Annotated in this window: 12 protein-coding genes; 5 read left to right on the top strand and 7 right to left on the bottom strand. The window is 62.7% G+C overall.

What is annotated here, in order from left to right:
- Positions 1-124: 124 nt before the first annotated feature.
- On the bottom strand, positions 125-1,126 hold the full coding sequence (locus HBO41_RS25315; protein ID WP_169988175.1) for a transketolase-like TK C-terminal-containing protein: 1,002 nt from the start codon (positions 1,124-1,126) through the stop codon (positions 125-127).
- Between the two features lie 188 nt (positions 1,127-1,314).
- Between HBO41_RS25315 and HBO41_RS29600 the strand changes: the two genes are divergently transcribed.
- Positions 1,315-1,449, top strand: a complete 135-nt coding sequence (locus tag HBO41_RS29600; protein ID WP_017136475.1) for a hypothetical protein — start codon at positions 1,315-1,317, stop codon at positions 1,447-1,449.
- 8 nt (positions 1,450-1,457) lie between these two features.
- On the opposite strand, the gene HBO41_RS25320 is transcribed toward HBO41_RS29600, so the two are convergent.
- The gene (locus HBO41_RS25320; protein ID WP_169988177.1) at positions 1,458-2,492 is read right to left on the bottom strand and encodes an AraC family transcriptional regulator; all 1,035 of its coding nucleotides are present in this window, start codon (positions 2,490-2,492) and stop codon (positions 1,458-1,460) included.
- 4 nt (positions 2,493-2,496) lie between these two features.
- Positions 2,497-3,627, bottom strand: a complete 1,131-nt coding sequence (locus HBO41_RS25325; RefSeq protein ID WP_017136477.1) for a carbon-nitrogen hydrolase family protein — start codon at positions 3,625-3,627, stop codon at positions 2,497-2,499.
- Between the two features lie 212 nt (positions 3,628-3,839).
- Between HBO41_RS25325 and HBO41_RS25330 the strand changes: the two genes are divergently transcribed.
- The gene (locus HBO41_RS25330) at positions 3,840-5,879 is read left to right on the top strand and encodes an NADPH-dependent 2,4-dienoyl-CoA reductase (protein WP_099550029.1); all 2,040 of its coding nucleotides are present in this window, start codon (positions 3,840-3,842) and stop codon (positions 5,877-5,879) included.
- Positions 5,880-5,935: 56 nt separating this feature from the next.
- Positions 5,936-6,826 carry a 1-aminocyclopropane-1-carboxylate deaminase/D-cysteine desulfhydrase gene (locus tag HBO41_RS25335; RefSeq protein WP_169988179.1) on the top strand — a complete coding sequence of 297 codons (891 nt, stop codon included), beginning with the start codon at positions 5,936-5,938 and terminating at the stop codon, positions 6,824-6,826.
- Here HBO41_RS25335 and HBO41_RS25340 read toward each other — a convergent pair.
- The 3 genes from HBO41_RS25340 to HBO41_RS25350 all read right to left on the bottom strand — a co-directional run bounded on the left by HBO41_RS25340 (position 6,823) and on the right by HBO41_RS25350 (position 9,449).
- Positions 6,823-7,368 carry a cytochrome b gene (locus HBO41_RS25340; RefSeq protein WP_017136480.1) on the bottom strand — a complete coding sequence of 182 codons (546 nt, stop codon included), beginning with the start codon at positions 7,366-7,368 and terminating at the stop codon, positions 6,823-6,825. The two genes, HBO41_RS25335 and HBO41_RS25340, sit on opposite strands and share 4 nt — an antisense overlap.
- Before the next feature lie 114 nt (positions 7,369-7,482).
- Positions 7,483-8,310 carry a phosphonoacetaldehyde hydrolase gene (gene phnX / locus HBO41_RS25345; RefSeq protein WP_099550031.1) on the bottom strand — a complete coding sequence of 276 codons (828 nt, stop codon included), beginning with the start codon at positions 8,308-8,310 and terminating at the stop codon, positions 7,483-7,485.
- 29 nt (positions 8,311-8,339) lie between these two features.
- Positions 8,340-9,449, bottom strand: coding sequence for a 2-aminoethylphosphonate--pyruvate transaminase (locus HBO41_RS25350; protein ID WP_169988181.1), 1,110 nt, complete (start codon positions 9,447-9,449; stop codon positions 8,340-8,342).
- Between the two features lie 114 nt (positions 9,450-9,563).
- Between HBO41_RS25350 and HBO41_RS25355 the strand changes: the two genes are divergently transcribed.
- Positions 9,564-10,421 carry a LysR substrate-binding domain-containing protein gene (locus HBO41_RS25355; protein WP_017136483.1) on the top strand — a complete coding sequence of 286 codons (858 nt, stop codon included), beginning with the start codon at positions 9,564-9,566 and terminating at the stop codon, positions 10,419-10,421.
- A gap of 117 nt (positions 10,422-10,538) precedes the next feature.
- On the opposite strand, the gene HBO41_RS25360 is transcribed toward HBO41_RS25355, so the two are convergent.
- Positions 10,539-11,411 carry a LysR substrate-binding domain-containing protein gene (locus HBO41_RS25360; RefSeq protein WP_017136484.1) on the bottom strand — a complete coding sequence of 291 codons (873 nt, stop codon included), beginning with the start codon at positions 11,409-11,411 and terminating at the stop codon, positions 10,539-10,541.
- Positions 11,412-11,666: 255 nt separating this feature from the next.
- Between HBO41_RS25360 and HBO41_RS25365 the strand changes: the two genes are divergently transcribed.
- Positions 11,667-12,980, top strand: coding sequence for an MFS transporter (locus HBO41_RS25365; RefSeq protein WP_017136485.1), 1,314 nt, complete (start codon positions 11,667-11,669; stop codon positions 12,978-12,980).
- Positions 12,981-12,984 lie beyond the last annotated feature (4 nt).

Below are 12,984 nucleotides of genomic sequence, written 5' to 3' on the forward strand. Positions count from 1 at the left end.
TGTGGGAGCTGGCTTGTCGAATCGTCGCACCGCTGCGATAGCCTCACCGCGGTGTACCTGACACCTTGAGGTGACTGCATCGCAGGCAAGCCAGCTCCCACATGTTTGACCGCGTGCCCATGCATCACAGTGGATACCGACGCATCGCCGTTTCGACCTGCTCGACACCAATACGGCCTTCATCGGCCAACGCCCGCAGCGCACACACCACAATCCAATACCGACTGGGCGCAGAAACCTGCACCGACCCCGCACCCAACCCGACAAACCGCGCCTGCACATACGCCGCCAACTGATCGACAATCACCTGCGGATAGCCGGTCACGGCAATCACCGGCGCGCTGCTCCCGGCCAGGCACTCATGCAGATGGCAGCTTTGCCGGGCAGCCATCGGGTGCAGGCGATTCCAGCGCTCGGCCGCCGCTGCCTCACGGGCCAGCCGCGTGTAGCTTGGGCAGCTCCATACCTGCGCCGTCACTCCCCAATCCTGTTCAAGCAATTGCGCCGCGTGGGTCACGTCCTCGAGCGCTCGGCCCGCACCCAGCAAGCGCACCTCCCCAGTGTGAGTACGCTGGAGCGGGTACATGCCCTTGAGCGCGTTTTCACGATCCTGCTTATCCAGCCTCGCTGTGCGCTGTTGATAATGCAGCGCGAGGTAATAAAACCCCGGCTTGCCGTCGACATACAGCGCGCGAATCCCGGCCAGCACAATCGCCCGGGCTTCTTCGCCGGACGCCGGGTCATACGGCGTGCAGTGCGGGTTGGTCGCCAGCCACAACGGCAGCGACGGTTGCGCGCCCCTGGGCCAGGCAGAGGGCTGGTTCTCGACGTCGTTGCAGAGGATGCCGCGCTGCGTGGCGGCCTGCGACAGCCCACATAACTGCGCCGACGATGCTGCACGGTGCAGGTACAGCATGGGTTTTTCGCCGGTATTGCGCGCAAACCAACTGGGCCAGTTGCCCACACGGCGGCTGCGTGACTGGCCACGAATCACCCAGGCCTGTCGGCTGAATTCCAGGGTATTGGCCATGTTCATGACCGTGTACAGCGGCGAGCCGGGCGGCGGGGCGGCACTGCTCAGCGCATCGATACAGCGCTGCGCGGCTTGGGCGGTAGAGACAGGCATGGTCGAGGCTCCTTGCTGCGAAGTCTCGTACCCTAATGGAAATCTGTTATTGATTGCAAATGCAATGATTGCAATAGCACCTCAAGATTCCGACGCTAAATCGATCCAACCCTGCTACGTTTTATCTTGAAGTGCAGGAACGTCATGGCGCCGACATTTTTTCGTCATCACGGCACTTTAGGCTGGGCTTGCAGGTCATTTATCTGCAAGCGCTTTTAACCAAGAAGGAGTCCGCCATGGACGAATACCAGGAAGAACTGCTGGAGTACCACGCGTTTGAACTGGATCCGCTGGATCCGGCCGATGACGCCACCGAGCTGTAACACCGACTTCAGGCGGAATGCCGCTGACTGCGGCGAAATTCCCCTGGGGTCTGGTTGTTCCACCGCCTGAAGGCCCGCTGAAAGGCTTGGGCTGAGGCAAAACCGAGCAAGTAGGCGATCTCGCCGAACGCCAGTTCCGTGTCGCGAATGTAGGTCATGGCCAGATCGCGGCGGGTATCGTTGAGAATTGCGCGAAACTGCGTGCCTTCGTCGGCCAGTTTGCGCCGCAGTGTCCAGGTTGGCAGCTTCAGGCGTGCCGCCACTTCTTCCAGATCGGGTTCCCGGCCGCCATTGAGCATCGGCCCGAGCAACCTTGTAATGCGCTCGCGCAGGCTGCGGGTGCGGGTGAGTTGCTCCAACTCCTGTTCACATAACTTCAACAACAGCTGCCAGGTGCTGGGGCAATGCTGCGGGTTACGCAGACTCAGGGTTGGCTGGTTGAGGCGCAGTTGGTTGGCCTCGGCACCGAAATGCACGGGGCTGTCACCCAGCACGCGGTACTGGTCGCTGTACTCAGGGGCTTCAAACTCGATGTCGATGCGCTGGGCCTGCACCGGTTGTTGGGCCAGGCTCGACAATTGCTGCAGCCAGCCGGCGATGATCGAGTCCACCACAAAGCGGTTGTAGGCGTTGTATGGGCTGATGGAATAGAAGCGCAGCCAAGCGCCTTCGGCGTCCTCATGAAAGCTCGACTGGCCACGATAGTTGGAGCCGTACAGCGCTTCAAACCGCGTCAGTGCGCGCGCCGCTTCGCGTACGTTCGGCGCCTGTGCGGCGGTGACGCCGGCCAATCCCGCCTGGCTCAGACGGCTCAATTGACCCATGCGCAAGCCCAGGCCGGGGTCGCCGGTCAGTTGGATGGCGGCGTGGCCCAGGCGCATATAGCGCGGGATCGACAGGCGCGCCCCGGCTTCGGCAAGGCGCGCCGGGTCCAGGCCGTATTGCAGCAGCAGCGGTTGCTGGTCCAGGCCGTGGCTGTGGACGGCGTCGGCCAAGGACTGAACAAAGCCCACCGACAAGTCCCCAAGACGCACCGGCTTCACGGCGTTACAGCCAGATATTCAGCAGGCGCGCGCCACGGGCGTCGTTGCCCGCCGTGACGTGCCCGTCGTTGCTGAGGAAGCTGTGCCCGGCGGTGCCCAAGTCCCAGAACTGCCCACGCAGGAACACACTCATGCCGGCGCTGGCCTGGCTGATGGGCTGCTGGCTGATCAGGGTGAGGCGGCGCCAGGCTTCGCCTTCGCTGAGTTCTTCGGGCTTGAGGCTGATTTCCGGCGGCGTGGACACGCTTTTAAAGCCGCGCCATGGGCGGTCCCAGGTGTCGCGGCCGGTGACGAAGGCCGGCACGGCCACCAGTTGCGCACCTTGCTCGTTGAGCTTGCGGTAATTGTCCGGGTACCAGCTGTCGCTGCCGATCAGGATGCCCAGGCGCCCGGCCGGGGTGTCGACCACGCTGACGATATTTTCGTCACCCGGGGCGATAAACCCGCGCTCATCGTAAATCGGGTAAAGCTGGCGCTGTGGCTCGCCGATGGGCAGGCCATCGGCCGCAAACACCACGCTGGCGTTGTACAGCGCGCCATGGCCAATGTGCAGTTGGCCCTGGCTGACACTGGGGTTGGGCAGCGCGATGGAGCCGGCCACCAGGGTCACGCCGAATTCTTTGGCCAGGCCGCCGAACAGCACTTGATAGTCGCGTGCCATGGCCGGTGCCTTCATACGCAGGTAGGCGTCGTCCATGCGGTTATCGCCTTTGGCGCTGATCCAGGCGCGGGCAAACTGCAACGGGTTGCTGGCGGACAGCCAATTCATGGCGTCCTTGAGGTGAGTGGCCTGGTACAGCTCATTCTTTTCGCCGCTGAGCATCAGCCAGGTGCCGATATGTTCCGGCAGCACGACGACGGTCTTGGCGTTGATCAAACCTTGGTCGCGGGCCTTTTGCAGGTAGGCCGAGAGTTTCAGGTGCAAGCGTTCCAGGCTCTGGTAATCAGCAGGGAACAGCTCGGGTTGGATGCCCAGCAGGTTGCCACGGTCGGCGGGCTCGCCTTCATTGACGGCCAGGGTGATACGCAGGTCCGACAGGTAATGCGCCACGGGGCGCTCCTGGGTCCAGACCAGATACGCGGCGATGGCGGCAACCAGGGCCATGGAGACGGTGAACGCTAGAAGTTTACGCATGGGGCAACAGACAACAGACCGTGTGCAGGGTTCGCCGACTAGGGTAGGGCTGATGCACCGGCTTGCCAAGGGGCACTGTGCATTTGGATCAATAACTTGTCAGTTACGGTCATTGAGCGGTCGTCCATCGCCTCTTAGTCTGTGGGACATAAACCGATGGCAAGCCGTTCGAGCCTGCCACGTCCCGTGATGATCCGTTGTGGAGCTGTACCATGACCGCTGCTGCCTACCCGCACCTGCTGGCCCCGTTGGACCTGGGTTTTACCACCTTGCGCAACCGCACCCTGATGGGCTCGATGCACACCGGCCTGGAAGAAAAGCCCGGCGGCTTCGAACGCATGGCCGCCTATTTTGCCGAGCGCGCCCGTGGCGGCGTTGGCCTGATGGTCACCGGCGGCATCGGCCCGAACGATGAAGGCGGCGTATATGCCGGTGCCGCCAAACTGACCACCGACGAAGAAGCGCAAAAGCACAAGATTGTGACCCAGGCCGTGCACGCAGCGGGCGGCAAGATCTGCATGCAGATCCTCCACGCCGGTCGTTATGCCTACAGCCCCAAGCAGGTGGCGCCGAGCGCGATCCAGGCGCCGATCAACCCGTTCAAGCCCAAGGAGCTGGACGAGGAGGGCATCGAGAAGCAGATCCAGGATTTCGTCACCTGCTCGCTGCTGGCCCAGGTGGCCGAGTACGACGGCGTGGAAATCATGGGGTCCGAAGGCTACTTCATTAACCAGTTCCTCGCCGCCCACACCAACCATCGCACCGACCGTTGGGGTGGCAGCTACGAAAACCGCATGCGCCTGGCCGTGGACATCGTGCGCCGGGTACGCGAAGCAGTAGGTCCGAACTTCATCATTATCTTCCGCCTGTCGATGCTCGACCTGGTGGAAGGCGGCAGCACCTGGGAAGAGATCGTGCAACTGGCCAAGGCCATCGAAGGCGCCGGTGCGAGCATTATCAACACCGGTATCGGCTGGCACGAAGCGCGTATCCCCACCATCGCCACCAAGGTGCCGCGTGGTGCGTTCAGCAAGGTCACCGCCAAGCTGCGTGGCGCGGTGCAGATTCCGTTGATCACCACCAACCGCATCAACACCCCGGAAATAGCCGAGCAGATTCTGGCTGAAGGCGATGCGGACATGGTCTCGATGGCGCGCCCGTTCCTGGCCGACCCGGAGTTCGTCAACAAGGCCGCTGCCGGCCGCGCGGATGAAATCAACACCTGCATCGGCTGCAACCAGGCCTGCCTGGATCACACCTTTGGCGGCAAGCTGACCACCTGCCTGGTCAACCCGCGTGCCTGCTACGAGACCGAGCTGAACTACCTGCCGGTCAAGCAGATCAAGAAAATTGCGGTGGTCGGTGCCGGGCCTGCGGGGCTGGCGGCGGCCACCGTGGCGGCTGAGCGCGGCCACCAGGTGACCCTGTTCGATTCGGCCAGCGAGATCGGCGGCCAGTTCAATATCGCCAAGCGCGTGCCGGGCAAAGAAGAGTTCTTCGAAACCCTGCGCTACTTCAAGCGCAAATTGCAGACCACCCACGTCGAGCTGTGCCTCAACACCCGCGTGGATGTGGCGCAACTGGCGGCGGGCGATTACGACGAGATCATCCTGGCCACCGGCATTGCGCCGCGCACGCCGGCGATTCCGGGCGTCGACAACGCCAAGGTGCTGAGCTACCTGGATGTGATTCTGGAGCGCAAGCCGGTGGGCAAGCGCGTGGCGGTGATCGGCGCCGGCGGCATCGGCTTCGACGTCTGCGAGTTCCTCGTGCACGAGGGCGTGTCCACCAGCCTGGACCGCGAGGCGTTCTGGAAAGAGTGGGGCATCGACACCCAACTGCAAGCCCGTGGCGGTGTGGCCGGCATCAAGCCGCAACCCCACGCACCGGCACGTGAAGTGTTCCTGCTGCAACGCAAGACCTCCAAGGTCGGCGATGGCCTGGGCAAGACCACCGGCTGGATCCACCGCACTGGCTTGAAGAACAAGCAGGTGCAGATGCTCAACAGCGTTGAGTACCTGAAGATTGATGACGATGGCCTGCATATCCGCATCGGCGCCGAGGGCGAGCCGCAGGTGCTGGCGGTGGACAATATCGTCATCTGCGCCGGGCAAGACCCACTGCGCGAACTGCAGGATGGGCTGGTCGCGGCCGGCCAGAATGTGCACCTGATCGGCGGCGCCGATGTGGCGGCCGAACTGGATGCCAAGCGCGCCATCAACCAGGGTTCGCGTCTGGCTGCCGCGCTGTAAAACGATCCAAGGGGCGGTGTTAGACTACCGCCCCTTTTTCATTCAGATATCCCCCGATGGGTCCCTTCGACTGGTTTCCCCAGGCACCGCTTGAACCGTTGCCCCTCGACTGGCTGAACGGGGTCGAGTTGGCCGTGCTGCGCCTGGACTGCATCGATCCACTGATCAGCGGCAACAAGTGGTTCAAGCTCACCCAGCACCTGGCCAATGCGCAACAGGCCGGTGCCGATGGGATCATCAGCCTGGGCGGCGCTCATTCCAACCATCTGCACGCGTTGGCGGCGGCCGGCAAACATTTTGATTTCCCCACCGTCGGCCTGTTGCGCGGCCACCCTCAAGACACGCCCACCATCCTTGATCTGAAAGCCTTCGGCATGCACCTGCATTGGCTGGGGTACGGCGGTTATCGTGCGCGTCACGACGCCGGTTTCTGGCGGCCATGGCGCGAACAGTATCCCCATCTTTATCCCGTGCCCGAGGGCGGCGGTGGAAGGGCCGGCGCAATGGGTTGCGGGGTGTTGGTTGAGCAGGTGCGTGCTCAACTGAACAGGCTCGGCTGGGCTGATTACGACGCGTGGTGGTTGGCGGCGGGCACCGGCACCACACTGGCCGGGTTGGCGCTGGCAGAGGCGGGCGTGCATCCGGTGTTCGGCGCCTTGGCGGTGCCGGATGATCACGGGGTTGCCCAGAACGTGCAGGCCATCGTGCAGCACGGCTATGAATTACTGGACGCGAGCCGAGGCGGCTTCGCCAAGGTCGACCCGTTATTGCTCGATTTTATCCAGGCGACGGAACAGGCAGGCGGCTTACCGTTGGAGCCGCTCTATACTGGCAAGGCCTTGCTGGCGTTGAAGCAACAGATCGAGGCCGGACGCTTCGCCCCCGGCACTCGCTTGATCTTCGTGCACACCGGCGGCCTGCAAGGCCGCCGGAGCATGGAGAGCTAGCGCTTGGGCATCATGCGTAACACGGTGTTATCGCGCATGAAGTAATGGTGATACAGGCCGGCCACGGCATGCAGGCCGATCAGCCAATAACCGACGGTGCCGCCCAGCTCGTGCCATTCTTTGATCTGTTTGGACAGGTCTTTGTTTTCGCCAATCAAGGGCGGCAACTCGATCCCGTAAAACATCACGGAATGGCCCTGGGCACTGACGATCAGCCAGCCGAAAATCGGCATGCCGATCATGAACAGGTACAGCGCCAGATGCATCAGTGTTGCCAGTGCCGATTGCCATTGCGGCGGTGCCGGCACGATCTTTGGTGCAACGCCCAAGGTGCGGGCAAACAGGCGCAGCCATACCAGCACAAACACTGTCAGGCCGAACATGTAGTGCATTTCTACAATCAGGGCCCGCCCGCCACTGCCTTTGGGAAAGATCCCGCGAAACTCAATGCAGGCGTAAACCACCGCCAGCAGCACCACCATCAACCAGTGCAGCGCAATCGACATGGTGCTGTAGCGGGTATCGGAGTTTTTCCACGGCATCGCTTGGTTCCTCACTCATCAGGGCATACTTCCGTTCTTTCGCGACGGAATCCTATAACTGTATGCCGGTTTTGAGCGGTGCGCCTGACGTAAATGCTGTTGTTTTGATCTCAATCAGTCGCTTTGCGGCATTTCACCGCGGGCCAGGCGCTGGTTGATATCGGTGATCACCGCAGGCAGGTCGTTGATGGTGTCGATCAGGTAGTGCGGTCGCGAACCCTCGAACAACTTCTCGATGCGTGTGCGCTCGCTGGCCAGGGCGGTGGCGTCCAGATCACGAAATTGCTCGTAGGTCAGGCCCAGCGCATTGCCGGAGCAGGTCAGTGCCACGGTCCACATGCCGGCGCGACGGCCTTCGAGGATGCCCGGTACGGTATCGTCGACCTTCACGCACGCCGCCACATCGTCAATGCCCAGCGCGATCACGTTGGCCAGTGCCTGGGCGGGCCACGGGCGGCCGTTGGGCACCTCGTCGGTGGCGACCACGTGGTCGGCGATGTAGCCGTTGGTGGCGGCCAGGGCGACCACCTTGTCCATCACCTGTTTGGGGTAGCCGGAGCAGGAGCCTATCTTGATGCCTTGCACACGCAGGCGGGCGATGGTGTCGAGGGCACCGGGGATCAAGGCCGAGTGCTCGGCGATTTTCTCGATCTGCAAGGGCATGAAACGCTGGTAGATCGAGGTCACGTCGTCATCGGTCGGCGTGCGGCCAAAGGCTTTGCGGTAGCGTTCGGCGACCTGCGGTTGGTCGCAGAGCGTGCGGATATGGTCCCACTTGCCCATGCCCATCGGGCCACGGGCTTCTTCGATGGAGACTTGCACGTCGAACTCGGCAAACGCCTCGACAAAGATCTGCGTGGGCGCGAAAGAGCCGAAGTCGACCACGGTGCCGGCCCAGTCGAGGATCACGGCCTGGAGGGTGTTGGGGTTTTGATAGTTCATGGTTCAAATCCTGTGGGTAATGGGGGCAATCAGATGTCCAGCACTTCCATTTCTTGCAGCACCTGGCCGATCGCCTCGACCGCCGCCTGCATGCCCTGCGCGTCAACGTGGCCGATGCAGCCGACGCGGAAGGTTTCTACTTGGGTCAATTTGCCGGGGTAGAGAATGAAACCCTTGGCCTTGACCCGCTCGTAGAAGTCCTTGAACTGGTAGCGCGGGTCTTTTGGCGCATGGAAGGTGACGATGATCGGCGCCTGGATGGCCGCTGGCAGGAAGCTGCGCAGGCCCAGTGCGGCCATGCCGTCGAGCAGCGTCCGGCAGTTGTCGGCATAGCGTTGATGGCGTGCGGGCAGGCCGCCTTCTTCCTGGTATTGCAGCAAGGCTTCGTGCAGCGCGGCGACCACGTGGGTCGGCGGGGTGAAGCGCCATTGGCCGGTCTTGGCCATGTAGCTGTGCTGGTCGAACAAGTCCATTGCCAGGGAATGGCAGTTGCCTTGGGCGCCCGACAGTGCCTGTTTGTCGGCGAAGACAAAGCCCATGCCCGGCACGCCTTCCAGGCACTTGCCCGAGGCGGCGATCAGCGCGTCAAACGGCACTTCGCGGGCGTCGATCGCCAGAGCGCCGAAGGAACTCATGGCGTCGATGATCAGGCGTTTATCGTGCTGTTTAACCACCTGCGCGATGTCCGGCAGCTGGTTGAGAATGCCGGTGCTGGTTTCGCAGTGGATCAACGCGACGTGAGTGATCGCCGAGTCGGCGTGCAGCAGGCGGTCGACGTCGGCGGCGGTAGTGGGTTCGTCTTCAGCGGTTTCGAAGGTGCTGAAGTCGCGGCCGAGCACTTCGCAGATCTTCGCCAGGCGCTTGCCGTAGGCGCCGTTGATCAGCACCAGTACCTTGCCGTTGCGCGGCACCAGGGTGCCAATGGCCGCTTCGACGGCAAAGGTGCCGCTGCCTTGCAGGGGCACGCAGTGGTGGCTGTCGGTGGCGTGCAGGATCGCCAGCAATTGTGTGCAGACGCTGGCGGTCAGTTGGTTGAAGCGGTCATCCCATGACCCCCAATCCACCATCATTGCCTGACGGGTGCGGTTCGAAGTGGTCAAGGGGCCAGGGGTTAGCAGGATCGGCGCGGCAGTGCTCATCTCAAGTCCTCGCAAGGTCATTGGGGGGTGAAGCTACGGCGCCTAAATTGCAGTTTGGCTTGTCATCAATCAAATTGTTTGTTGTTATGCGAGCTATCAGTGAGGCCGATAGCTATGAATTTGTTTCAACTGCGTGCATTCGATGCCGTGGCCCGCGAGGGCAGCTTTACCCGTGCCGCCGCACGGCTGTTCATCAGCCAGCCGGCGGTGACCGGGCACATCAAGGCCCTGGAAGAGCACTACCAGATCGCGCTGTTGCGCCGTACCGCCCGGCGGGTGGAATTGACCGAGGAGGGCACGCGTCTGGCCGCGATCACTCGGGCAATTTTCGGCCTGGTAGATGAAGCCCAGGCGTTGCTCGAAGCCAATCGGCAGTTGCTCAGCGGACGCCTGGAAGTGGCCGCGGACGGCCCGCATCTGGTGATGCCGATGATCGCCAGCCTGCGTGCCCGTTACCCCGGCATCACCGTGAACCTGCGTCTGGGCAATGCCCAGGAAACCCTGGCGGCGCTGCTCTCCGAGCATGCGGATGTGGCGGTGCTGACGGAGGTGGAGCCGCGCAATGGCCTGCACCTGCAGCCGTTGAGTGAGTCGCGGATTTGCGCGCTTGTCCCGGCCAGCCACCCGTGGGCGGCACTGCCCAAGGGCATTCGCCTGGAACAGCTCAACGAGGTGATCATGGTATTGCGCGAGCCCAGCTCCATCACGCGGCGAACCTTCGATGATGCGTGTGGAGCTGCGGGTGTGCAGCCCAAGGTGCTGCTGGAACTGGACAGCCGCGAGGCGGTGACCGAAGCCGTGGCGGCCGAGTTGGGCGTAGGCGTGGTGTCGTCAATGGAAGTCAGCCAGGACCCGCGTGTGCAGGCCGTGACGATTCAGGGCGATGGGTTGTTGAACCGGCATATGCTCGGCTGTATGGAGCGGCGCCGCTCGTTGCGGCTGATTCAGGCGTTCTTTGAGTTGGCGTCTTGAGTTGAAGACCGAGTCGAGGCCATCGCGGGCAAGCCCGGCTCCCACATTGGTCCGGTTACTCAGGTACTACTCGGTCAACTGTGGGAGCCGGGCTTGCCCGCGATGAGGCCCTAAAACTCAGCGCAAACTGTCCCGCACAATATCGAGAAACGTCGCCACCACCCGCCGCGAACTCTGCTCCTTGAGGCACACCAGCGTTTCCTTCATGCGCTGGCTGCAATCGCGGATCGGCAGGGCATACACCCGCGAGTCGGCGCCGAGTTCCGCTGCCGACACCACGCCCACACCAATCCCCACCACCACCGCCTCCCGCGCGGCTTCGCGGCCTTCCACCTGGATCGCCGGGCGGATGCGCAGCCCGGCCTGACGCATTTCCTGCTCCAGGGTCTGACGGGTGACCGAGCCGATTTCCCGCAGTACCAGCGGCGTGTCATCCAGGTCGGCGAGGCAGATGGATTCACGCCCGGCCCACGGGTGGTTGCGCGCGACAAAGGCGAGTAGCTGCTCATCGGGCAGCGGCAACGACAGCAGGCGTTCATCGTCGACATCGCGCCCCAGCAGGGCCAGGTCGGCCTGGTAGTTGTACAGGCGAAACAGCGACTCATCCGTGTTGCCGGTTTCGATCTTCACGCTGATCCCCGGATACAACTGGCAGAAGCGTGCGATCTGCGGCAACACGTGCACGGGCGCGTCCACGGCCAGGGTGAGGGTGCCGGTGAGCAGGGCGCGGGAGTCTTGCAACAGCTCTTCGGCTTCGGCCTCGATCACAAACAGGCGCTGGGTGATGCCGAGCAGACGCTCGCCCAGGTCGGTGAGGCGCACGGCGCGTTTGTTGCGGTGAAACAGCAGCACGCCGAAGCGTTCTTCGAGCTTGCGCACCTGGTCGGAAATCGCCGGTTGCGTCAGGAACAGGCGTTCAGCGGCCTGAGTGAAACTGCCGTGTACGGCCACGGCGTGGAAGGCTTTGAGCTGGGCGTGGGAAACCGACATCGCAGATCCTCTTACAAGCTGAGCTTATAGGTGAAATACGATAAATCGATTTTACCTATTAGTCAGCCATTGCTTTGATACGCCAACCGCCGACGGCTGAGTCCTACAACCGCGGCGTCCATGGGTTCTGGAAAACCGGACCCATCTGACCAATGCCGCGCCCTCCAGGGCTTGGCATTGCAGTGCTCAACCATAAAAACAACAGGCATTTGCTTCTAGATCCTGCCGGCACACTCACCTGAGGTCAGAACCACAATGAATATCCAAACGGGTAGCATCAAGCGTTGGCGCGTGCAGATTTTCGCCATCACCTGGCTGGCGTACGCCGCGTTCTATTTCACTCGCAAAGCGTTTTCGGTGGCCAAGCTGGGCATCGTCGATGACCCCAGTTTCCCCCTCGACAAAATGATGATGGCCAACCTTGATGGCCTGTACCTGGCGGCCTATGCCGTGGGGCAATTCACCTGGGGCATGCTGGCGGACCGCTTCGGGCCACGGGTGGTGGTACTGGGCGGATTGTTGATTTCTGCCGCAGCGGCGTTGGTGATGGGCACCTTTGCCACCTTGCCGATTTTTATCAGTTGCATGTTGATCCAGGGGCTGGCGCAGTCCACCGGCTGGTCGGGGCTGTGCAAAAACCTCGGCAGTTTCTTCCCGGCGCAGCAACGCGGGCGGGTGTTGGGGTTGTGGAGTTCGTGCTACGCCTTTGGTGGCCTGGTGGCATCGCCCTTTGCCGGCTGGTGGGCGTACACGCTGATCGGCACGTGGCATGCGGCGTTTATTTCCAGCGCGGCGGTGGTGGCGGTGGTGGCTGTGCTGTTCTTTATCTTCCAGCGCAATACACCGCAGGATGTCGGCTTGCCGGCTGTTGAGCCGGAGCCGGTCGTGGCGGCCGACACACAGCGCGTCAGCGTGCTGGAACCGCTGCGCGCGATCCTGCGTAACCGTACGGTGCTGGTCTTGGGCCTGGCGTACTTTCTGTTGAAACCGGCGCGTTACGCGATCCTGTTGTGGGGGCCGGTGATCGTTTATGAGCAAATGCCCTCGGTGGGCAAGGTGGGTGCGGCCATCGTGCCCACGGCGTTCGAGTTGGCCGGGTTGCTGGGGCCGATCATGATCGGGCTGGCGTCCGACAAACTCTTCGGCGCCCGGCGCATGCCGGCCTGTGTGCTCAGCCTGCTGGCGCTGACCGTGGCCCTGGCGTTGTTCATGGGCGCGCTGCACACCGGTAGCGTGATGCTGGTGATGGCCCTGCTGTTTGTGATGGGCCTGACGCTGTATGGGCCTGACTCGATGATCAGCAGCACGGCGGCCATCGACTTCGGCACCGCCAAGGCCGGCGCCACGGCCGCAGGCTTTGTGAACGGATGCGGTTCGGTGGGGGCGATCCTTGGCGGCCTGCTGCCGGGCTACTTCGATACGGTCACGGTGTTTATCGTATTTGCCGGCGCGGCGTTGTTTTCTTCACTGGTGCTGATGCCTTACTGGAACGCCAGGCCCGCCGCGCTGGCGCAGGTTGGCGACTTTGTGCCCGACCGCAACGTCACGATCAAACCCTTGCGCACCTGAGGCA

The organism is Pseudomonas sp. WS 5146, from assembly GCF_012985495.1.
GTDB lineage: Bacteria > Pseudomonadota > Gammaproteobacteria > Pseudomonadales > Pseudomonadaceae > Aquipseudomonas > Aquipseudomonas edaphica.

Excerpts from the sequence above, each read along its gene's own strand:
- HBO41_RS25315 (WP_169988175.1), bottom strand. The coding sequence starts at position 1,126 with ATGCCTGTCTCTACCGCCCAAGCCGCGCAGCGCTGTATCGATGCGCTG.
- HBO41_RS25335 (WP_169988179.1), top strand. The coding sequence starts at position 5,936 with ATGGGTCCCTTCGACTGGTTTCCCCAGGCACCGCTTGAACCGTTGCCC.
- HBO41_RS25330 (WP_099550029.1), top strand. The coding sequence starts at position 3,840 with ATGACCGCTGCTGCCTACCCGCACCTGCTGGCCCCGTTGGACCTGGGT.
- HBO41_RS25360 (WP_017136484.1), bottom strand. The coding sequence starts at position 11,411 with ATGTCGGTTTCCCACGCCCAGCTCAAAGCCTTCCACGCCGTGGCCGTA.
- HBO41_RS25355 (WP_017136483.1), top strand. The coding sequence starts at position 9,564 with ATGAATTTGTTTCAACTGCGTGCATTCGATGCCGTGGCCCGCGAGGGC.
- phnX (WP_099550031.1), bottom strand. The coding sequence starts at position 8,310 with ATGAACTATCAAAACCCCAACACCCTCCAGGCCGTGATCCTCGACTGG.
- HBO41_RS25350 (WP_169988181.1), bottom strand. The coding sequence starts at position 9,449 with ATGAGCACTGCCGCGCCGATCCTGCTAACCCCTGGCCCCTTGACCACT.
- HBO41_RS25340 (WP_017136480.1), bottom strand. The coding sequence starts at position 7,368 with ATGCCGTGGAAAAACTCCGATACCCGCTACAGCACCATGTCGATTGCG.
- HBO41_RS25365 (WP_017136485.1), top strand. The coding sequence starts at position 11,667 with ATGAATATCCAAACGGGTAGCATCAAGCGTTGGCGCGTGCAGATTTTC.
- HBO41_RS25325 (WP_017136477.1), bottom strand. The coding sequence starts at position 3,627 with ATGCGTAAACTTCTAGCGTTCACCGTCTCCATGGCCCTGGTTGCCGCC.